The sequence below is a fragment of the Mycobacterium ahvazicum genome, assembly GCF_900176255.2.
Classification (GTDB): domain Bacteria; phylum Actinomycetota; class Actinomycetes; order Mycobacteriales; family Mycobacteriaceae; genus Mycobacterium; species Mycobacterium ahvazicum.
In genome coordinates this window covers 733,499-754,101 of sequence record NZ_FXEG02000003.1, presented here as the reverse complement: position 1 = coordinate 754,101, position 20,603 = coordinate 733,499, and the positions used below count along the sequence as shown (strand labels likewise).

The 20,603-nt window shown below is 66.7% G+C and carries 21 protein-coding genes and 1 tRNA gene; 14 read left to right on the top strand and 8 right to left on the bottom strand.

Annotation, left to right across the window (positions count from 1 at the left end; translation table 11 throughout):
- Positions 1 to 6 precede the first annotated feature (6 nt).
- Positions 7 to 807: a hypothetical protein gene (locus tag MAAFP003_RS16185; protein ID WP_005110620.1), complete on the bottom strand. Its 801-nt coding sequence runs from the start codon at positions 805 to 807 to the stop codon at positions 7 to 9.
- A gap of 253 nt (positions 808 to 1,060) precedes the next feature.
- Between MAAFP003_RS16185 and MAAFP003_RS16180 the strand changes: the two genes are divergently transcribed.
- From MAAFP003_RS16180 to MAAFP003_RS16165, 4 genes are all read left to right on the top strand, one after another.
- A complete protein-coding gene (locus MAAFP003_RS16180; protein WP_005114273.1) occupies positions 1,061 to 1,405 on the top strand; it encodes an SCO3933 family regulatory protein in 345 nt (114 codons plus the stop codon).
- A gap of 92 nt (positions 1,406 to 1,497) precedes the next feature.
- Positions 1,498 to 2,943 (top strand): FtsK/SpoIIIE domain-containing protein, encoded by a 1,446-nt coding sequence (locus MAAFP003_RS16175; protein ID WP_064897361.1) that lies wholly within the window; start codon positions 1,498 to 1,500, stop codon positions 2,941 to 2,943.
- Positions 2,944 to 2,947: 4 nt separating this feature from the next.
- The gene (locus MAAFP003_RS16170; RefSeq protein ID WP_079634025.1) at positions 2,948 to 4,459 is read left to right on the top strand and encodes a replication initiator; all 1,512 of its coding nucleotides are present in this window, start codon (positions 2,948 to 2,950) and stop codon (positions 4,457 to 4,459) included.
- A 189-nt stretch (positions 4,460 to 4,648) separates the two neighbouring features.
- Positions 4,649 to 6,295 carry a recombinase family protein gene (locus MAAFP003_RS16165; protein ID WP_070949316.1) on the top strand — a complete coding sequence of 549 codons (1,647 nt, stop codon included), beginning with the start codon at positions 4,649 to 4,651 and terminating at the stop codon, positions 6,293 to 6,295.
- Here MAAFP003_RS16165 and MAAFP003_RS16160 read toward each other — a convergent pair.
- A tRNA-Leu gene (locus MAAFP003_RS16160) sits at positions 6,277 to 6,362 on the bottom strand. The genes MAAFP003_RS16165 and MAAFP003_RS16160 overlap by 19 nt on opposite strands.
- Before the next feature lie 383 nt (positions 6,363 to 6,745).
- On the opposite strand from MAAFP003_RS16160, the gene MAAFP003_RS16155 reads away from it, so the two are divergent.
- The 3 genes from MAAFP003_RS16155 to MAAFP003_RS16145 are packed head-to-tail and all read left to right on the top strand — an operon-like array spanning position 6,746 to position 9,227.
- Complete coding sequence (locus tag MAAFP003_RS16155; RefSeq protein WP_096291205.1) at positions 6,746 to 8,092, top strand: M20/M25/M40 family metallo-hydrolase; 1,347 nt, start codon at positions 6,746 to 6,748, stop codon at positions 8,090 to 8,092.
- Between the two features lie 25 nt (positions 8,093 to 8,117).
- Positions 8,118 to 8,648, top strand: a complete 531-nt coding sequence (locus MAAFP003_RS16150; RefSeq protein ID WP_096288485.1) for a YbhB/YbcL family Raf kinase inhibitor-like protein — start codon at positions 8,118 to 8,120, stop codon at positions 8,646 to 8,648.
- On the top strand, positions 8,649 to 9,227 hold the full coding sequence (locus MAAFP003_RS16145; protein WP_096288483.1) for an alpha/beta fold hydrolase: 579 nt from the start codon (positions 8,649 to 8,651) through the stop codon (positions 9,225 to 9,227).
- Here the strand turns inward: MAAFP003_RS16145 and MAAFP003_RS16140 are convergent.
- From MAAFP003_RS16140 to MAAFP003_RS16125, 4 genes are all read right to left on the bottom strand, one after another.
- Positions 9,221 to 9,601, bottom strand: a complete 381-nt coding sequence (locus MAAFP003_RS16140) for a hypothetical protein (protein ID WP_133160866.1) — start codon at positions 9,599 to 9,601, stop codon at positions 9,221 to 9,223. The genes MAAFP003_RS16145 and MAAFP003_RS16140 overlap by 7 nt on opposite strands.
- A gap of 79 nt (positions 9,602 to 9,680) precedes the next feature.
- The gene (locus MAAFP003_RS16135; protein ID WP_165796453.1) at positions 9,681 to 10,742 is read right to left on the bottom strand and encodes a quinone-dependent dihydroorotate dehydrogenase; all 1,062 of its coding nucleotides are present in this window, start codon (positions 10,740 to 10,742) and stop codon (positions 9,681 to 9,683) included.
- Between the two features lie 14 nt (positions 10,743 to 10,756).
- Positions 10,757 to 11,011: a DUF5703 family protein gene (locus MAAFP003_RS16130; protein ID WP_096288478.1), complete on the bottom strand. Its 255-nt coding sequence runs from the start codon at positions 11,009 to 11,011 to the stop codon at positions 10,757 to 10,759.
- A complete protein-coding gene (locus MAAFP003_RS16125) occupies positions 11,008 to 12,066 on the bottom strand; it encodes a YncE family protein (RefSeq protein ID WP_096291203.1) in 1,059 nt (352 codons plus the stop codon). Before MAAFP003_RS16125 ends, MAAFP003_RS16130 begins: the two co-directional genes overlap by 4 nt.
- A 110-nt stretch (positions 12,067 to 12,176) precedes the next feature.
- On the opposite strand from MAAFP003_RS16125, the gene MAAFP003_RS16120 reads away from it, so the two are divergent.
- The 7 genes from MAAFP003_RS16120 (at position 12,177) to MAAFP003_RS16090 (ending at position 17,938) form a co-directional block, all read left to right on the top strand.
- Entirely contained in the window at positions 12,177 to 12,479 is a 303-nt protein-coding gene (locus MAAFP003_RS16120) for a hypothetical protein (protein ID WP_096288476.1), read from the top strand.
- 66 nt (positions 12,480 to 12,545) lie between these two features.
- Positions 12,546 to 13,286 carry a histidine phosphatase family protein gene (locus tag MAAFP003_RS16115; RefSeq protein ID WP_096288474.1) on the top strand — a complete coding sequence of 247 codons (741 nt, stop codon included), beginning with the start codon at positions 12,546 to 12,548 and terminating at the stop codon, positions 13,284 to 13,286.
- A gap of 63 nt (positions 13,287 to 13,349) precedes the next feature.
- Entirely contained in the window at positions 13,350 to 13,937 is a 588-nt protein-coding gene (locus MAAFP003_RS16110) for a DUF3090 domain-containing protein (protein WP_096288472.1), read from the top strand.
- The gene (locus MAAFP003_RS16105) at positions 13,921 to 14,745 is read left to right on the top strand and encodes an SCO1664 family protein (protein ID WP_096288471.1); all 825 of its coding nucleotides are present in this window, start codon (positions 13,921 to 13,923) and stop codon (positions 14,743 to 14,745) included. Before MAAFP003_RS16110 ends, MAAFP003_RS16105 begins: the two co-directional genes overlap by 17 nt.
- A 65-nt stretch (positions 14,746 to 14,810) precedes the next feature.
- Positions 14,811 to 15,578, top strand: coding sequence for a 3'(2'),5'-bisphosphate nucleotidase CysQ (locus MAAFP003_RS16100; RefSeq protein WP_096291202.1), 768 nt, complete (start codon positions 14,811 to 14,813; stop codon positions 15,576 to 15,578).
- Between the two features lie 205 nt (positions 15,579 to 15,783).
- Complete coding sequence (mshC, locus tag MAAFP003_RS16095) at positions 15,784 to 17,040, top strand: cysteine--1-D-myo-inosityl 2-amino-2-deoxy-alpha-D-glucopyranoside ligase (protein ID WP_096288469.1); 1,257 nt, start codon at positions 15,784 to 15,786, stop codon at positions 17,038 to 17,040.
- A gap of 16 nt (positions 17,041 to 17,056) precedes the next feature.
- Positions 17,057 to 17,938 carry an SDR family oxidoreductase gene (locus MAAFP003_RS16090; RefSeq protein WP_096288467.1) on the top strand — a complete coding sequence of 294 codons (882 nt, stop codon included), beginning with the start codon at positions 17,057 to 17,059 and terminating at the stop codon, positions 17,936 to 17,938.
- Between the two features lie 7 nt (positions 17,939 to 17,945).
- Here MAAFP003_RS16090 and MAAFP003_RS16085 read toward each other — a convergent pair whose 3' ends face one another.
- Together MAAFP003_RS16085 and MAAFP003_RS16080 are read right to left on the bottom strand one after the other, a co-directional pair.
- Positions 17,946 to 19,376 (bottom strand): amino acid permease, encoded by a 1,431-nt coding sequence (locus MAAFP003_RS16085; RefSeq protein WP_096291201.1) that lies wholly within the window; start codon positions 19,374 to 19,376, stop codon positions 17,946 to 17,948.
- Between the two features lie 133 nt (positions 19,377 to 19,509).
- Positions 19,510 to 20,397: a PAC2 family protein gene (locus MAAFP003_RS16080; protein ID WP_096288465.1), complete on the bottom strand. Its 888-nt coding sequence runs from the start codon at positions 20,395 to 20,397 to the stop codon at positions 19,510 to 19,512.
- Between the last annotated feature and the right edge of the window lie 206 nt (positions 20,398 to 20,603).

Below are 20,603 nucleotides of genomic sequence, written 5' to 3'. Positions count from 1 at the left end.
CGGGGGTCAGCCTTTCGCGGTCAGCGGTCTGGCGCGGTTCCAGACCTGGGTGAAAGCGTCTTCGAGGGTGGTCCAGAGCCTTGGCTCATGGTGACGTGACAGAACCAGCACAGGGTTGTTGCGCCCGGGTGAGCCGTAGATGTGGAAGTTGACAATCATGGCGTCATCGACCCGAAAGATCGACGTGTAGAGCGCGGTGTCGTGGGTGCGAATGTCCAGCCCCGGGGTACAGGCGTGAGGGGCGAGCAACTCCACCGACGTGCGGCAGCGGGCGATGACAGCCTCGCCGATCCCTTCCTCCTCACCGCGCAAGATCGTGGTCGCAGTGTCGGGATCCCCGACGAGAAACCGCACCGACACACCGCGGGCGGCGGCGGCGAGCAGGGTGTCGAGGAATCCGTCGAGGGTGTCGAACAGGAACGTGGCCGCGAGCACGAGGATGTCGATGCCGGTGGTGGCGTCGGCGAAATGCTGCTGCCACGTCGTGATCGGCAGCTGAGTACGGCTGGCATACAGGGTCGCGGTGAATGGCCCACCCGCAGACGCTGTTGTCACTGCACGGGCGGTAGCGGCCGGGTACTGCTTGGGCCACAGGTCATGCGGAGTGCAGTCGAGCACCTCGCTGGCGCTGCGGGCGTTGTGTTCGCGAATTCTGTAGTCGCTATCGGCCAGCCAGCGTCGCACCGACTTGATATCGACACCCACCGCGGTGGCGAACCGCTGCGAGGACAGACCTTTGGCCTGTAGCCGCTGCGCGAGGCGATCGTTGGGAGTGATGGCGGCCTCGGTGCCGTCCTGCTCGTCCATCGTGTCAGCGCACATCTTCCCGTGTCGTCCGTATCCATCCTTCAGCGCGTGGTGTCTAGTTTGCCATGCGATTGCCGCCACCCTGCGGCGATAGTGTCGGTGTGATGTCCGTGGGTATGTCCGGCCGTGTCCGAAATGCCCGTGGATGTGTCGGAAATGTCGGCACATGTCTCTCGCAACGTCCGTGATGTCCACGTGAACTGAATCCAGCGCCGGACCGGCGTCAACATCTCACGAAAGGACTAGTAGGACAATGCGTTTGAGAATCGATACGTCTGGAACTCGTTTTATCGTCACCCGCGCTCCGGAGCCACGGCTGAACTTCGAAACCGGCGCCCCGAAAGTCGACACCGCCACCGGGATGCCGATGTACGCCACCCAGGTCCTCGCGCTGGATGACTCCGGCGGCGAAGTACTCAATGTCACCGTGGCAGGAGACCCCAAAGTTACAGTCACGCAGTCTGTTTCGGTGGTTGGTCTGGTGGCCATCCCGTGGGCCCAAGGTGATCGCAGCGGGGTGGCGTTCCGCGCTGATGCCCTCACCCCCGCCACCGCCAGTGGTGCTGCGCCGAGTGAGCAGACACGCCCGCAGAAGTAACCCCAAGCGGGTGTGGGGTGCGGTGAACCGATCACCGCACCCCGCCACCCCGGGCATTGCTGTTGACCACACGCTCACGGAGGGCATCTCTCATGACATCGAACAATAAGAACACCACCAACAGTGGATCAGGCGATGACGACTGGTTCGGAGAACTGGTCATGTCGCTGTTCACCGCAGCCGGGTATGTGCTCTGGTGGGCGGTGCTGTTCCCGGCGATCAGCGTGCCCATCATCGCCAGCCTCGTGCTTGCCATCAGCCACGGCCCACGCGTGGGCCTGATCTGCGCGATCGTGTGCAGTGCCGGGTATGCGGGCTGGGCCTGGCTCCAACCGGGGTCATTTCGCGCCTGGGTGACCGAACCGGTACGGCGGCGCTGGCTCACGTGGTCGCGCTACACCCGCACCTGGGAATCGACCTGCACCTTGCACGGCCTGACGGCCACACTCGGCGGACGCACCCTCACTCCCACCCTGCGCACGGTGACAATCGGTAAAACCACCGATGTGCTGGCGGTGCGCATCGTCACCGGCCAGTCCGTGGCAGATTGGCATAAACAGTCCGACGCGCTGGCCGCCGCGTGGCGCGCCGACCGCATCAGCATCACCGCCACCTCGCCTGGCGAACTGCGCATCACTTTAATGCGGGCAGACGTGCTCGCTGAACCGATCGTCCTGCCCATGCCCGCCCCGGCAACCCCGGTGGACCTGGCGCTGGTGCGGGTCGGGATCACCGAAACGCGGCATTGGTGGCAAGTGCCGCTGCTCGGTCACCATGTGCTGATCGCCGGGGCAACCGGCGCAGGCAAAGGCTCAGTGCTGTGGTCGTTGATCGCCGGCATCGCCCCCGCGGTGAAGACCGGACTGGTGCGGTTATGTGTCATCGACCCCAAAGGTGGCATGGAACTCGGTGCCGGAGCACCCCTGTTCACCGTGTTCACCCACGACGCCACCGACACCACCCTGGAGCTGCTACGCCAGCTCGTCACGGTGATGCACGCCCGGGCGAATCGTCTGCGCGGCCACACCCGACTACACACTCCCACGACGTCGGAGCCGTTGTTCGTGGTAGTGATCGATGAAATCGCAGCACTGAGTGCGTATGTGACCGACCGCAAGGTCCGCACCGAAATCGAACAACTCCTGGGCCTCCTGCTCTCGCAAGGCCGCGCAGTCGGCATCAGCGTCGTCGCCGCGGTGCAAGACCCCGCCAAAGACACCCTGCCGTTAAGGCAGCTGTTCACGGTGCGGATCGGGTTGCGCCTGACTGAAGCCACCCAAACCACTATGGTCCTGGGACAGGGAGCACGCGATGCCGGCGCCGAATGTGACCGCATCCCCGACGCGACACCGGGTGTTGGCTACATGATGGTTGACGGCACCGCCTACGCCCAGCGGGTGCGGGCCTTCCACGTCACCGACCACGACATCACCGCGCTGGCCACTCGCTTCCGCCGACCCCCGAGCCGACCGAACAAGACCCACCAGCCACACAACACCGATACCGGGCACACCGTGAGTGAGGGCAGCGGTGAATAGCTCCATGACATCGGCGCAGCTTGCCCTGCCGGGTGTTCCGGATACAGTTGATACCACCCGAGTGGTCGAGCAGATGGTGCGCCGGGCCGCGTCGATGGGATACCAATCCTGGTGGCGACGAGCAGAATCCGTCGGATTCTGCGCTCACCCCATCCAGCTGATCGGTACCGATGAGTACGGGCGTCAGCGGGTGGTGTGGACGCGGTGCAACAACCGTCGCGCCCACATTTGCCCGTCGTGTTCAGATCTCTACGCCCGCGACACCTGGCAACTCGTGCACGCCGGCGCTGCGGGAGGCCACCACGGCATGCCCACCGCGGTGGGCGATCATCCGCAAGTTTTCCTCACCCTGACTGCCCCCAGCTTCGGGGCCGTCCACACCGCCACGACGTCGGGGGACAAGAAAGCGCAGGTATGCCGAGACCAGCACCGGATCGGCGGCTACCGCCGCTGCCCGCATGGAAAACAATTGTGGTGCAGCATGTCCCATGATCATGGCGACGAGCGGGTCGGTCAGCCGCTCTGTCCGGAGTGCTACGACTATGCCGGGCATGTCCTGTTCGCCTGGCATCTTCCCGAACTGTGGCGACGCTTCACCATCACCATGCGGCGCACCCTCCGCAAAGAACTGAAAGCCACCGGTGTGGATCCGGATGCGGTGCGGGTGAGCTTCATCAAAATCGTCGAACTGCAAGCCCGCGCCATCCCACACATCCACGCCCTGATCCGCCTGGACCCCCAAGACGACCCCGATCAGACCGATTGGGAATCACCCATCGGTGCAGTCGAACTCGCCACCATCATCCAACACGCCGCCCGCACCGTCACGCTCACCATCGACGATCCGACCGCTGATACCGATGCGCGGACGATACGTTTCGGCACACAGATCGACACCCAACCCCTCGCCGCATCCGCAAAACCAGTGAAAAGTGCTCCACCAGAACCAGAACCAGAACCAGAACCAGAACCAGGGTCAGGCTCAGGACGGTCCATGTCTGGCCGGCTGGTGGCACGCTATCTCGCCAAGTATGTCACCAAATCCTTGGTAGACCTCGGAATCAGCGCGCGCCGCCTATCTACGGAAGCCATACCCGACCTGGACGTGTCAGAGCATGTGCGGACCATCCTGACCACCATCAGCGATCTCGCGGACAAAGGACTGTCCGGCATCGGGCGGTGGTTGCACACCCTCGGATTCCGCGGCCACATCACCAGCAAATCCCGCCGTTATTCCACTACCATGACCGTGCTGCGCGAACAGCGCGCCATTTGGACGCGTGAAGAACGCTTGAAAAGCACTGCATACCAATACGATCCCAACTGTGACTTCGCCGGTCGCGATGATCTGGTGGCGTGGGAGTTCGAACGTGCCGGCCTCGGCAGCCTCGGCGATCGCAGTCTCGTCTATTCCGCGGCCCTCCAACGCATCCACTCCCGCCTCATCGGACTGGTAGAAGCACGTCGCCAAGCCCACAACGAACAATGGGATCCGCTAGGGGCAAGCGATGGCTGAAAGATGCCCGACTACGACACATGCTCGCTCCGAGTGTGACGTTCGAGTCGATGCTCCGAACATGTCAGAGGGAGGTGTTGAAATTGACCTGCCGAACCGGTATCGGCTCCCGCGCGAGGCCAACCGCGCGCTGGTAAACGTCATACTGGCTATGCGGGACCGGACGCCTAGATCAGGGAGGGGAGTGGCATGAGCCTCAGGTTCGCCTTCTATGGCCGAGTGAGTACCGAGGACGCCCAAGATCCGGAGGCGAGCCGCAGCTGGCAGAAACGTCGTGCCATCGATCTGATCAGTCCGCATGGCGGCGTCCTCGCCGCCGACTACTTCGATATAGGACAGAGCCGGTCGCTTCCCTGGAAACGCAGGCCGGAGGCTTCACGTCTGCTCGCAGATGTCACTTCTCGTGACCGTGGCTTCGATGCCGTCGTGATCGGGGAACCTGCTCGCGCGTTCTACGGACCGCAATTTGCGCTCACCTTCCCGGTGCTCACGCACTACGGGGTCGGCCTATGGGTGCCTGAAGTTGGCGGAGCGGTTGATCCCGGATCCGAGGCACACGACCTCGTGATGACGCTCTTTGGCGGAATGAGCAAGGGAGAACGTGCGCGAATCCAGATGCGCGTGCGTACCGCGATGTCGGCACTCGCGCAGGACACAACCAGATACCTCGGCGGTCGCCCACCGTACGGTTATCAACTCGTCGATGCCGGCCCGCACCCAAACCCCGCCAAGGCAAGTCTTGGGCAGCGTCTTCACCGCCTGGAGCCTGACCCCGAGACCGCCCCGACCGTCGAGCGGATTTATCGCATGTATGCCGATGGTGCTGGCTTGCGCTTCATCGCACAGCAGCTCACCGACGATGGAGTGCCATCACCGAGCCAATACGACCCGGCACGGAACCGGCATCGTGACCCACGTGGATGGTCCCATTCGGCGATCCGCGCCATTCTCGACAACCCTGCGTACCGCGGTATCCGTGTCTGGGGCAAGCAGGAGAAGTATGAGGTCCTTTTGAACCCCGATGATGTCGCCGCGGGATATGAGACTCGCATGCGGTGGCGCGATCGGGCCGACTGGATCGCACCCGATCGACGCACGCACGAAGAGCTGATCCCTGATGAGCTGGCGCAGGCTGTTCGTCTCCGGATGCAGGCGCGGCGTGGTCCCGGTCGCGTGTGCAGCAGAGAATCGACAGTGCCGTATGCGCTGCGTGGGCTGCTGTTCTGCGCCGCATGTGGACGGCGAATGCAGGGCGCCGCCCGGCCGGGGAAGCAAACAACGCGGATCCTCTACCGTTGTGAGTTCGGCAAGTCACGTTCTGTACCTGTGGACCTGAGTGATCATCCGCGCACCGTCTATCTCCGCGAAGACGCAGTGACAGCGCGACTCGACGAATGGATCGCCACTCTGGCCGATCCAGAAGACCTCGCACGCGGGCAAGACGTGGACCCGGCGGCCGGACCTGGCTACGCCGCCTTGCAGCGCCAGCTGAGCGAGGCGAATGCCAAAGTGGCTGCCTTGATCACCGCCGTGGAGTCTGGCGTGGCCGTTGAGGATCTAACTGCTGCGTTGCGTCAACGTACCGCCGAGCGCGACGAGCTGAGGGCACGCGTTGAGCGAGTGGAGCGGCCCCGCGCCATGTGTGCCGCCGAGATCAGTGAGTTAGTTAAGGAGTTAGGCGGACTGTCGGTCATCCTCGGCGCGGCAACCGGAGCTGAGCGCGCCGAGGTGTACGCAAGCTTGGGCCTGCGTCTCGACTACGACCCGCATCTTCGGCGAGTCACGGCGACTGCCGACCTGAGTCGTGTCGCCAAATGTGTCCGAGGGGGGACTTGAACCCCCACGCCCATTAGTAGGGCACTAGCACCTCAAGCTAGCGCGTCTGCCATTCCGCCACTCGGACCAGACCAACGAGAGTTGGCAGCTAAGGCTAGCGGATCGGCCCGCACGGGCCCAACTTAGCTCGCCGACGGCGGTTTGAATCGACCGCAAGCTAGCGGTGGTGGTGGCGTACGCGACAGGGCAGACAACCGCCCTGATGACCCTCTATCGCACGCCCGGCGACTTGGGCGCGTCCGGGAGCGGCGGTAGCCACCTCAACCAGCCCCAGGACGGCGGCTCCGAGAACGGTCACGGCCACCACGATCGCTAGTCTCCGCATCCGCAGAAAATACCATACCCCCCTTGGGTACTAGCGGAGGCTCGCGGCGCGCCCAGCCCGTCCGCGGACCGCCTGGGTTCCGCTGCCTGAGCCGGGCATCCTCGGCAGTGGTAGGAAAGGTGGTTGTGACAGTTGAGAACGGAGTTCCCAACCATCCGAGCGACGATGTGGTCGAAGTCGTCAGCCGGCTGATCCGGTTCGACACCACCAACACCGGTGACCCCGAGACCACACAGGGCGAGGCCGAATGCGCCCACTGGGTTGCCGAACAGCTCGCGGAGGTCGGCTACCAGCCCCAATACCTCGAATCCGGCGCCCCGGGGCGGGGCAATGTGTTCGTCCGCCTCAAGGGCGCCGACAGCGCACGCGGCGCACTGCTGATCCATGGGCATCTCGACGTCGTGCCGGCCGAACCCGCCGATTGGAGCGTGCATCCGTTTTCCGGCGCGGTCGAGGACGGCTATGTCTGGGGCCGCGGCGCGGTCGACATGAAAGACATGGTCGGCATGATGATCGTCGTCGCCCGCCAGTTGAAGCAGGCCGGCATCGTGCCGCCACGCGATTTGGTGTTCGCGTTCGTGGCCGATGAGGAGCACGGTGGCAAGTACGGGTCACACTGGCTGGTCGACAACCGCCCGGAGCTGTTCGAGGGTGTCACCGAGGCGATCGGCGAGGTGGGCGGGTTCTCGCTGACCGTGCCGCGTCGTGACGGCGGTGAACGCCGGCTGTATCTGATCGAGACGGCCGAGAAGGGCATCCAGTGGATGAAGCTGACCGCCCGGGGCCAGGCCGGGCACGGCTCGATGGCCAACGACCGCAACGCGGTCACGCTGCTTTCCGAGGCCGTTGCCCGGATTGGCCGGCACCAGTTTCCGCTGGTAATGACCGACACCGTGGTCGAGTTCCTGGCCGCCATCAGTGACGAGACCGGCCTGACCTTCGACACCGACTCCGGCGATCTGGAGGGCGTGATCGAAAAACTCGGCCCGATGGCTCGCATGCTGAAGGCGATCGTGCGCGATACCGCCAACCCGACGATGCTGAAGGCGGGGTACAAGGCCAATGTGATCCCCGGCAGCGCCGAGGCGGTGATCGACTGCCGCGTGCTACCCGGCCGGCAGGCCGCGTTCGAGGCGGAGATCGACGGGTTGCTCGGCCCGGACGTGACGCGGGAGTGGATCCGGGACTTGCCTTCCTACGAGACCACTTTCGACGGGGATCTGGTCGACGCGATGAACGCCGCAGTGCTGGCGGTCGACCCGGACGGCCGCATCGTGCCCTATATGCTCTCCGGTGGTACCGATGCGAAAGCCTTCGCGCGCATAGGAATTCGTTGCTTCGGCTTCGCGCCGCTGCGGTTGCCGCCGGAATTGGATTTCGCTTCACTGTTCCACGGCGTCGATGAGCGGGTACCCGTCGACGCGCTGCGGTTCGGCACCGACGTGCTGGCCCACTTCCTGACCCACTGTTAGAACGAACCGACACGAGAGGATCGCCATGAGCGTGAAGCCCGACCCGTATGAGGCGCTGCCGAAGCTACCGACATTCACCGTGACCTCGACCTCGATCACCGACGGTCAACCGCTGGCCATGCCGCAGGTCAGCGGCATCATGGGCGCCGGAGGAGAAGACGTGAGCCCGCAGCTGAGCTGGTCGGGATTCCCCGCGGAGACGCGCAGCTTCGCGGTCACCGTCTATGACCCCGACGCGCCGACGCTGTCTGGGTTCTGGCACTGGGCCGTGGCCAACCTGCCGGCCGATGTCACCGAGCTGCCCGAGGACGCCGGGGACGGGCGCGAGCTGCCCGGCGGCGCACAGCAACTGGTCAACGACGCCGGCATGCGGCGCTTCATCGGAGCCGCGCCGCCGCCCGGACACGGTCCGCATCGCTACTACATCGCGGTGCATGCCGTCGACGTCGACAAGCTCGACCTCTCCGAGGACGCGAGCCCGGCGTTCCTCGGCTTCAACCTGTTCCAGCACGCGATCGCGCGGGCCTACATCCACGGCACCTACGAACAGCAGTAGGTGAAACCTCGCGCGTGTGTGCTCGTCCTCCCGGGTGGGCGGGTGCGCAGCGACGAGGCGTCGCGGTGGTGGCAGCTGGCCAACGTCCGGATGATGTTGGTCGTTGCCGCCCTGCGATGGCGGCTGGGCCGCGACGTCGAGGTGCGACGCGTGCAGTACCGACTGCGCGGCTGGAACAGTCCGAGCTACGACGCGGTCGCCGACGCCACCGCGGTACTTGACGTCGTTCGGGATCGTTTCGACGCGAAAAGCATTGTGCTGGTTGGCCATTCGATGGGTGGTCGAGTCGCGACCCGGCTCGCCGCCGGCGGACAGGTCGGTGCGGTGGTCGCGCTGGCACCGTATTGGCCCCGCGACGACGGCGACCTGATTCCGCCGTCGACCCGGCTGCTGGTGGTACACGGCACCGCCGACACCCGCACCGACCCCGAAGCCTCGAGGATCCAAACGTTACGAGCCCGTCAGCGCGGTCTGGACGCCCAATGGGTGGGCATCGCGGGTGCAGGTCATTCGATGATGCGGCCGTACCGTGAATGGCAGCGCCGCACAGTCGATTTCGTCGCCGAGTACCTTCAGTAAGTGTTCAGCATAGGGCATATTTGCTTGAGCCAGTTGGCAATTGAACTGCGATTGGCGTCGAGAGTGGGATCGCTGGGTTGGGCGCCGACCGTGGTGACGAAATGCTCGATCGCGGCTTTGACCGCGTCGGGCGGGCTGTAATGCTCCAGCGTGTCGGCAGCCTTACGGGCGGTCTCCGGTTTCGACGCGACCATGAGGTTGTCCTTAGCGCTGCCAAGGTCGTAACACGTCGCGGTGTCGGGCGGCTCGCCGTTCGCCGTGCCACCGAAGCAGCCCGCGATGACCACTGCTATGCCAGTCGTTCCGACAATCGTCAATCGGTTGAATCGCACCGCAAGCCTCCTCAGGAGGATCGATTGTGGTGCGGCCACCATACAGCGATCGCCGGGCTGAGACAGCGAATCTGCCGGAGATCTGCGAGCCGGCGAAAGGCCCGGGGCGGCCTAGGTCGCGCTAGCCCGCCGCCGACCCGACCGCGTCGCTCAGTGAGGCGAACCCGCCGTCGTGCAGCCGCCTCGCGATGCCGTCGTGAATGTGCTTGGGCCACAAGCCACCCCCGTAGACGAAGCCGGTATAGCCCTGCAGCAGTGAGGCGCCCGCGGTGATGCGCTGCCACGCGTCGTCGGCGGTCTCGATACCGCCGACGCTGATCAGCACCAGCCGACCGCCGACCCGGCGGTAGAGCCGGCGCAGTATCTCGACCGCACGGTGTGCCACCGGCGGCCCGGAGATGCCGCCGGGCCCCAGCTCGTCGACACCCGGGGTGCGCAGACCCTCGCGCGACACCGTGGTGTTGGTCGCGACGATGCCGGCCAGTCCCAGCTCGACGGCCAGGTCCGCGATGTCGTCGACGTCGGAATCGCTGACATCCGGGGCGATCTTGACCAGCACCGGCACCGACGTCTCGGCGAGGACCGCGGCCAGGATGGGCCGCAACGCTTCGACCGCCTGCAGATCACGCAGCCCCGGCGTGTTCGGCGAGCTGACGTTGACCACCAGATACGACGCCAGCGGGCCGACCAGCCGCGCGCTGGCCCGGTAGTCGTCGACGGCATCGGCGGGCGGCGTGGCCTTGGTCTTGCCGATGTTCACCCCGATCGGCACGTCCGGCCGATGGCGGGCCAGCCGGGTGGCCAGCTCGCCGGCACCGTGATTGTTGAAACCCATCCGGTTCAGCAGCGCCCGATCCGCTGGCAACCGGAACAGGCGCGGCGCCGGGTTGCCCGGTTGCGGGTGCGCGGTCACGGTGCCGACCTCGGCGTACCCGAAACCCAAGGCGCCCCAGGTGCGCAGCCCCATGCCGTCCTTGTCGAAGCCGGCGGCCAGCCCCAGCGGCGCGGGGAAGCGCACACCGAACACCGTGCTGGCCAACACCGGATCCGTCGGGCCCAGCAGCCGGTGCAGCAGCCGGCGCGGCACCCCTACGCCGGTCGCGGCGCGCAGCGCGGCGAAGACCAGCGTGTGAATCCGCTCGGGCGGGATCAAGAAGAACAGGCGGCGCAGCAGACCGTACAGACCGTTGTCCACCGTCACAGTTCCGGCTGATCGGGCCGTCGGTCGCTGACACGTGTTTTCTTGCGGCGTAACAACACCCGTCTGCTGCCGTCGTTATACAGCCGCACCCGGGTGAGCTCCCAGCCACGGTATTCGGCCTCGATGGACAGCCGGATGGAGGCACTGAGCCGGGTCACCTCGGGGGGCAGGCGCAACGGCACCCATTCGTAGTCGTCGGACATGTCCGAGACCCAGCCGGCGGGCAGACGACTCCACCGCGGCGCCGTCAACGCGTGCCCGCCGCGCGCTCGATGACCTGGACTCCCGCACCGGACCCCGACACCACGTACAAGGTGTCCGACGCCTCGTCAAAGGCCAACGAGTTGGGTTGCTGCACAGTTGGGTAACGCACCTTTTCGACGGGAATTCCGGTTGCTAAATCGTAACCAATAACCGTATTCGATGCGGTTTGTGACACCCAGGCCAAATCCCGAGAACCGGCCAGTCCGTACGGGGCCTGCCGCACCGGGTAGGCCTGCCGCAGGATCAGCGGGTCGACGCCGTATACCAGCAGTTCGTCGCCGCGGGTGTCGGCCACCAGGACCCGCCCCGCCGGATCGGCGACCATCGTGGTCGCACCCGCGCCGGCCCGCAGCGACTGTGCGACACGGCCGTCGGGGCCGATCGTCGTCACCGAGGTCTGTCCACGATCCAGCACCACCGTCGTATTTCCCTGTGTCACAAGCCCGTCAACCCGGGCGAAGATCTTCGTCCGGTTCTGTACCGGCGCAGTGCCCCCGCTCGGTGAGCCCACGGTGTACACCGCACCGTCGGCGCTGCCCAGCATCACCTTGCCGTCGGCTCGGCGCGCGATCGCGGTGAAGTCCACCCCGGCTGAATCGGCGACATTGACCTGCCTGGCGTGGCCGCCCGTCAGGTCCAGCACGACGTAGCCGCCGCGGGCGGCGAGGTAGGCATTGCCGTGGCCGTCGCTGGTCAGCGCGGTCGCCGGGCCCGGCAGCGCGATCACCCGCGGCGCGAGCTGCCCTGGGCCGAACACAGCGACACCGGCGGGCGCTGCCGGATCGGCGCCGGGGATCAGCACCGCCAGCTGCCGGGTGCCGTCGTCGAAGACGCTCGCCGCGGCGTGAGCGGCCAGCGGCCGCACCGTGCCGGCCGGATTCTGCGACACCGGCGGTGACTGGGCGGGATACGCGGATTCGATGGTCGGCCCCGCGCGCTCGAGCGGATTGGATGAACAGCCAGCGACCAATGCCAGCAAAGTGATCAGGCCAACAAAAGATCGTTGAGCTGTCCGTTTCTTGGCCTCACGACGTGATAGCAACAACCAACCTTGAATCGGTGGACATGGAATACAAATTCTAAGGAACGGCTCCGCATCCAATAGGGCGATGTTGCCGACATGCGCCCGTACTGGAGAGGTATGGTCGGACTATGACCGTCATCGCCGACCGGCATACCGCAGGCAAAGAGTTTGCTGTCGAAGACATTTCGACGGGCATCTTTGCCAGCGGGTATGGACAAGTTGGTGACGGACGCAGTTTTTCGTTCCACATCGAGCATCGCTCGCTCGTCGTCGAAATTTACCGGCCGTGCCTTGCCGGGCCCGTTCCGCAGGCCGAGGACGTGGTCGCGACGGCGGTGCGCGGTCTGGTTGACATCGACCTCACCGACGAGCGCAGTTTGACCGCGGCGGTGCGCGACTCGGTCGCCGCCGCGGTCCCCGTGTCTCGCTAGTCACTTCCCAGCCCGGCGATTCGCAGCGGGTACGGTCGTCGTCGTGACACAAACGGTGGCCGCGACGTGACGGTGATCCTGTTGCGCCACGGTCGTTCGACCTCGAACACCGCGGGCGTCCTGGCCGGCCGTTCCGAGGGCGTCGACCTCGACGACAAGGGCCGCGAGCAGGCGGTGGGCCTGATCGACCGGATCGGCGACCTGCCGATCCGTGCGGTGATCACCTCGCCGCTGCTGCGCTGCCGGAACACGGTCGCGCCGCTGGCCGGGTCGCTGTGCCTGGAGCCGTTCGTCGAGGACCGGCTGGCCGAGGTGGACTATGGCGAGTGGACCGGCCGCAAGATCGGCGAGCTGGGCAAGGAGCCGCTGTGGCGGGTCGTGCAGGCGCACCCCAGCGCGGCGGCGTTTCCTGGCGGCGAGGGGTTGGCCCAGGCGCAGACGCGCGCGGGGGCCGCGGCGCGGGAACACGACCGGCGGCTCAGCGAGGAGCACGGCGGTGACGCGCTGTGGGTGGCTTGCACTCACGGTGATGTCATCAAGTCGTTGATCGCCGACGCGTACGGCATGCATCTGGACGGCTTCCAGCGCGTCACCGCCGATCCGGCGTCGGTGAGCGTCATCCGGTACACCCCGTTGCGACCGTTCGTGTTACACGTCAACCACACCGGTGGACGGCTGGCGGCGGCGCTGCGGGCCGGTCCGCCGGCCAAGACGGGCGACGAGGGCGACAAATCAGAAGAGCCGCAACAACAACCGGCCGACCCGGAGCCGTCGAGCGACGCGGTCGTCGGGGGATCCACTGACTAAGTCGGTTGCTGCAACCGAATCGAATCGCCCTGCGACGGCAACAGCCGGTATTTTGGAGGTGCCATGGCTCGCGCAATCCATGTATTCCGCACTCCCGACCGCTTCGTGGCCGGGACCGTCGGTCAGCCCGGAAATCGGACCTTCTACATCCAGGCGGTGGGCGATTCCCGGGTCGTGTCGGTCGTCCTGGAGAAGCAACAGGTCGCGGTGCTCGCCGAACGCATCGGTGCGCTGCTGCTCGAGGTGAACCGCCGGTTCGGCACGCCGGTCCCGCCGGAACCGTCCGAGGTGGACGACCTCAACCCGCTCATCACGCCCGTCGACGCGGAGTTCCGGGTCGGGACCATGGGCCTGGGCTGGGACTCGGAGGCCCAGACGGTCGTGGTCGAACTGCTGGCCGTCACCGACGCCGAGTTCGACGCCTCGGTGGTGCTCGACGACACCGACGAGGGCCCGGACGCGGTGCGCGTGTTCTTGACCCCCGAATCGGCACGGCAGTTCGCCACCCGTTCCACTCGCGTGATTTCGGCGGGACGGCCGCCCTGCCCCCTGTGCGACGAACCGCTGGACCCAGAGGGCCACATTTGCGCGCGCACGAACGGATACAAGCGCGGCGCGCTGCTCGGGTCGAGCGATGACCCGCCTGAATAACAAGAATGACGATCGAGAGGTCTTGCGGGACGGCGAGCTGACGGTTCTCGGACGGATCCGCTCGGCCAGCAACGCCACCTTCCTGTGCGAGGCCACGTTGGGCGAGTCCAGCGTGCACTGCGTCTACAAGCCCATCTCCGGTGAGCAGCCGCTGTGGGACTTCCCGGACGGGACGCTGGCCGGCCGCGAGCTTGCCGCGTACCAGGTGTCGGCGCAGCTGGGCTGGAACCTGGTGCCCTACACCATCATTCGTCATGGTCCGGCGGGACCGGGCATGCTGCAGCTGTGGGTGAAGCAGCCGGGCGACGAGGTGGACAGCGATCCGCGGCCGGGGCCGGATCTGGTGGACCTGTTTCCCGCCGGCCGCCAGCAGCCGGGTTATCTGCCGGTGCTGCGCGCCCAGGATTACCGCGGCGACGAGGTCATCCTGATGCACGCCGACGACATTCGGCTGTGGCGGATGGCGGTGTTCGACGTGCTGATCAACAACGCCGATCGCAAGGGCGGCCACGTCCTGCGTGACCTCGAGGGCCACATCTACGGCGTCGACCACGGCGTGTCCCTGCACGTCGAGAACAAGTTGCGCACGGTGCTGTGGGGCTGGGCCGGCAAGCCGATCGACGATCAGACGTGCCAGGCCATCGCCGGCCTGTGCGACGTGCTGGGCGGCGAATTCGGCGACGCGCTGGCCGGGCAGATCAGCCGAACCGAGATCGCGGCGTTGGGCATGCGGGCGCACGCGTTGCTGGACAACCCCGTGATGCCCGTCCCCAACCGGCATCGCCCCATTCCTTGGCCCGCCTTTTAGGGTCCGGCATCGCCGTCGGCGATACTGAGACGGTGAGCCCGGCCTCCCACGACCAATCGGCGGAGATGACGGACGCCGAATTGGCCGCCGATCTCGCCGCCGACGCGGGGGAGCTGCTGCTGAAAGTCCGCGAGGAGGTCGGCTTCGGTCATCCGTGGATGCTCGGCGACGCGGGTGACAGCCTGGCCAACGAGCTGATCCTGCGCCGGCTGCGGGCCGAGCGTCCCGACGATGCCGTGCTCAGCGAGGAAGCCTACGACGATCTCAAGCGGCTCCAGCACGACCGGGTGTGGATCATCGACCCGGTCGACGGCACCCGCGAGTTCTCCACCCCGGGGCGTGACGACTGGGCGGTACATATCGCGCTGTGGCAGCGTCCCGTCGATGGCCGGCGCGAAATCACCGATGCGGCAGTCTCATTGCCCGCGCGCGACAACGTCGTGTATCGCAGCGACACCGTGGACGGCAGCCAGGCGCGGGTCGGGATTCCGCACACACTGCGCATCGCCGTCAGCGCGACCCGGCCGCCGGCCGTGCTGCACCGCATCCGGCAGTCGCTGGCGATCCAGCCGGTGGGGATCGGTTCGGCGGGCGCCAAGGCGATGGCCATCATCGACGGCGACGTCGACGCCTACCTGCACGCCGGCGGTCAATGGGAGTGGGATTCGGCGGCCCCGGCCGGGGTGGTGATGGCGGCGGGTATGCACGCGTCGCGGCTGGACGGCTCGCCGATGCGCTACAACCAGGAAGACCCATACCTGCCCGACTTCGTGATGTGTCGCGCGGAGGTGGCACCGATCCTGCTCGGCGCCATCCGCGACGCGTGGCGCTGACCACCGGCCCGGCCCGATTGCCCGCCTCGCCCCCTCGCCGCAGCGCGGCTGGGAGGTACCCCCACAACGGCCCGCTGCGCGGGCCGCATCGTCACCGGGCCGGCCCGATTGCCCGCCTCGCCCCCTCGCCGCAGCGCGGCTGGGAGGTACCCCCACAACGGCCCGCTGCGCGGGCCGCATCGTCACCGGGCCTAAAGTCGACAGCATGCAGTCGTGGTCTCCCGCACAGGTTCCGGTGCTGCCCGGACGCGGCCCGGAGCTACGGCTTTACGACACTTCCGACCGCCAGGTCCGCCCGGTGGCGGCCGGGTCCGGTCCTGGTTCAGTCGCCACCATGTACGTCTGCGGGATCACCCCGTACGACGCCACGCATCTGGGCCACGCGGCCACCTATCTCGCCTTCGACCTGATTCACCGGCTGTGGCTTGATCTCGGGCACGACGTGCACTACGTGCAGAACGTCACCGACGTCGACGACCCGCTGTTCGAGCGGGCCGCGCGCGACGGCATCGACTGGCGTGAGCTCGGCGATCGTGAGGTGCAGCTGTTCCGCGAGGACATGACCGCGCTGCGGGTGCTGCCGCCGCGCGAGTATGTCGGCGCCACCGAAGCCATTCCCGAAGTCGTGGAGCTCGTCGAAAAGATGCTGGCGTCGGGGGCGGCCTACGTCGTCGACCCCGAAATCGGGGAATATCCGGACGTCTACTACCGGGCGGATGCCACGCCGCAGTTCGGCTACGAGTCGGGCTATGACCGCGACACCATGCTGCGGCTGTTCGCCGAGCGCGGCGGCGACCCGGACCGCACCGGCAAGTCCGACCAACTCGACGCGCTGTTGTGGAAGGCCGAGCGGCCGGGCGAACCCAGCTGGCCGTCACCGTTCGGCGCCGGGCGGCCCGGTTGGCACGTCGAGTGCGCGGCGATCGCACTCAGCCGCATCGGCAGTGGCATCGACATTCAGGGTGGCGGCCGCGACCTGATCTTCCCGCACCACGAATTCACCGCCGCGCACGCCGAATGTGTAAGGGGAGAAAGGCGATTCGCCCGGCACTATGTGCATGCCGGGATGATCGGCTGGGACGGGCACAAGATGTCGAAGAGCCGCGGCAACCTGGTGCTGGTGTCGGTGCTGCGCGCGCAGGGCGCCCCGCCGGCCGCCATTCGGCTCGGTCTGCTGGCCGGGCATTACCGCGCGGACCGCTCCTGGAGCCAGCAGCTGCTCGACGAGTCCGCCGCGCGGTTGCAGCGCTGGCGCACCGCGACGACGTTGCCCGCCGGCCCGGATGCCACCGACGTCATCGCCCGGGTGCGCAAGTACCTGGCCGACGACCTCGATACTCCCAAAGCGATTGCGGCACTTGATGGTTGGACCACCGACGCGCTCGAGTACGGCGGACACGACGAGGCTGCGCCAAAGTTGGTGGCCACCGCGATCGACGCGCTGCTCGGCGTGGAACTGTGAAAGGTAGTTGACGGCCATGACATCGCTACAGGGCAAAGTCGTTCTCATCACCGGGGGCGCAAGAGGAATCGGCGCCGAGGTCGCCCGCCGGCTGCGTGGCAAGGGCGCCAAACTCGTCCTGACCGATCTCGACAAGGCCGCGCTGGACACCCTGGCCGCCGAACTCGGTGGCGACGAGCACGTGCTGACGGCCGTCGCCGACGTGCGTGACCTGCCCACCATGCAGGCCGCCGTCGAGGCCGGCGTGCAACGCTTCGGCGGGCTCGACGTTGCCGTGGCCAACGCCGGGATCGCCAGCTACGGCTCGGTGCTGCAGGTCGACCCGGAGGCATTCAAGCGGGTGCTCGACGTCAACCTGCTCGGCGTCTTTCACACCGCGCGCGCCGCGCTGCCCGCGTTGATTGAGCGGCGTGGTTACCTGCTGATCGTGTCGTCGCTGGCGGCGTTCGCGGCGGCCCCGGGAATGGCGTCCTACGACATGTCGAAGGCCGGCACCGAGCACTTCGCCCACGCGCTGCGACTCGAGGTGGGTTACCGCGGCGTCGGCATCGGGGTGGCGCACATGTCGTGGATCGACACGGCTCTGGTCCGCGACACCAAGGCCGACCTGCCCGCGTTCACCACCCTGCTCAGGAAACTGCCCTGGCCGTTGAACAAGACCACCGACGTGGACAGTTGCGCGACCACCTTCGTCAGAGGCATCGAGGGGCGCAAGGACCGGGTCTACTGCCCGGGCTGGGTGGCCGCGTTCCGCTGGCTCAAGCCGGTGCTGTCCACCCGCGCCGGCGAACTGCCGATTCGCCGAACCACCGCGGAACTGATGCCCCAGATGGACGCCGAGGTTGCCGCGCTCGGCCGTTCCACCAGCGCCTACAACCAGGAGCTGGGCCAGCCCTAGCGCCCGCTCACCAGCGCGTCGTGGTCGCGGCGACCCGCTTGCGCACTACGAACCAACCCACGACCAGCGCCGGACCGATCACCAGCAACGAGCCGACGGTGAAGATGCCGACCGGTTTGTCGAAGGCCATCAGCACCACGACGCAGACCAGGAACACCAAGGTGAGATAGCCGCTGTACGGGGTGAGCGGCATCCGGAAGCGAGGGCGCTCCAGGATTCCGGCCTGGGTCTGCTGGTAGAACCGGAGCTGACACAACACGATCATCGCCCAGGACGCGACGATGCCCAACGAGGCGCTGTGCAGCACGATCTCGAAGGCTTTACCGGGATTGAAGGCGTTGAGCGCGACGCCGAAAAGACAGATGACAGCGGTCATCGCGATACCGCCGAACGGCACGCCACGGCTAGTCATCCGTTTCGCGAACTTAGGGCCGCTGCCGCTCATCGCCAGCGAGTGCATGACGCGGCCGGTCGAATAAAGTCCAGCGTTGAGGCTGGACAGCGCCGCGGTGAGCACCACGATGTTCATCAAGTCGCCGGCACCGTGGAAGCCGATGCTGGAGAAGAACGTCACGAACGGGCTCTCCCCGGCTTTGAATGCGGTGTAGGGCAACATCACCCCCAGCAGGGCGACCGAACCGACGTAAAACACCGCGACTCGGGCGATCACCGAGTTGATCGCCCGCGGCATGATCTTCTCCGGCTCGGCGGTCTCGCCGGCGGCAATGCCGACCAATTCGACTGCGGCATAAGCGAATACCACCCCTGAGGTCGTCACCAACAGGGCTATCGCACCGGTCGGGAACAGACCGCCATGGTCGTCCCAGATGCCGGTCCCGGTGTCGTGGCCCTGGATCTGAAAGCGCCCGGCCAGGAACACAAGTGCGATGATCAGAAAGGCGACGAGCGCGAACACCTTGATCAGCGCCGCCCAGAATTCGAGCTCGCCGAACCACTCGACGGAGATCAGGTTCATCGACAACACCACCACGAGGGCGATCAGCGCGAGAACCCATTGGGGGACAACCGCGAACGTCGTCCAGTGGCGCAGGTAGGTGGCGATCGCGGTGGTGTCGACGATCGACGTCATCGCCCAGTTCAGGAAGTACATCCAGCCCACGACGTAGGCGGCCTTCTCGCCGAAGAATTCGCGCGCATAGGACACGAACGAACCCGACGACGGACGGTGCAGTACCAGCTCGCCCAATGCGCGCAGGATCAGGAAGACGAAGACGCCGCACACCCCGTAGACGATGAACAGCCCGGGCCCGGCGTTGGCCAGGCGTCCGCCGGCGCCCAGGAACAAGCCGGTTCCGATCGCGCCGCCGATCGCGATCATCTGCAGCTGGCGGGGTTTGAGCCCTTTGTGGTAGCCGGCTTCCTCGTTGAGAGTGGCCGGCGGGACGTCGGGTTGCGGCGTGTCAGGCAGGGCGGTCATCGAGGTCCCATCGTCGTCGTTCGCCCAACCTGCGGCGCGGCCCCGAATCGCCAAGACCGGGGATTGTTGATCCGGTTGGTGCCCGCGATTTTTTCGCAGTCGGCCGCCGACGGCAACAGGACAGGCCCGTCGATTACTTCCCGAATCCGGGGCGGCGGCGGCGCAGGTAGCGCTCGAACTCGGCGGCAAGCGCATCGCCGTCGATCTTGCCCAGGGCTTCGTTCACATCGACCTCGGCGTCGCCGCGCTGCTCGAGCGACAGCACGTATTCGGCCAAGTCCTCGTCCTCGGTGGCCATCTCGGTGACCGCCAGCTCCCACTCCTCGGCCTGGGCGGGCAGATCGGCCAGCGGAACCTCGATATCGAGCACGTCTTCGACCCGGCGCAGCAGCGCCACCGTCGCCTTCGGGTTCGGCGGGTGCGACACGTAGTGCGGCACCGCGGCCCAGAACGTCACCGCCGGGATCCCGGCGGCCACGCAAGCGTCCTGGAAGACCCCGGCGATCCCGGTCGGACCTTCGTAGCGGGTCTCCTGCAGGCCGAAACGTTCCGCCGACTCGGGGGAGTAGGCGGCGCCCGAAACGGGGACGGGCCGCGTGTGCGGGGTGTCGGCCAGTAGCGCACCGAGGATCACCACCGTGTCGACGTTGAGCTTGTCGGCGATGGCCACCAGCTCGGCACAGAACGTGCGCCAGCGCATGTTGGGCTCCACGCCGTGCATCAGAACGATGTCGCGGTCGCTGCCCGGTGGCCGGCAGTGGGTGATCCGCATCGCCGGCCACACCAGTTCGCGGGTCACCCCGTCGACCTGACGGATGACCGGGCGGTTCACCTGGTAGTCGTAGTACGCCTCGTCGTCGATCTCCACGATCGGGTGGGCTTCCCAGATCGCGTCGAGGTGCTCCAACGCGTCGCTGGCCGCGTCACCGGCGTCATTCCAGCCCTCGAACGCCGCCACAACAATCGTGTTGTGGAGGTCGGGGAGCGCTGATGCTTCCGGGCCACGATCCGGCGGAGTCACAGAATCAGCCTAAGGCCTGCCCGCCCCGCGACGATTCCCAGCCGCGCGGGCGGCCGGCGCACCTCGGTATTGCATAGGCCGACTATCCTTGTGGCGTGGTTGCTACCAGCGCACACGACGGCGTCACGGGCCTGCCCGACGCGGTCGACACGAAATACGCTCGGCAGCAAACTGGTTACCATTGGTAATTACTACACTGCCGACAC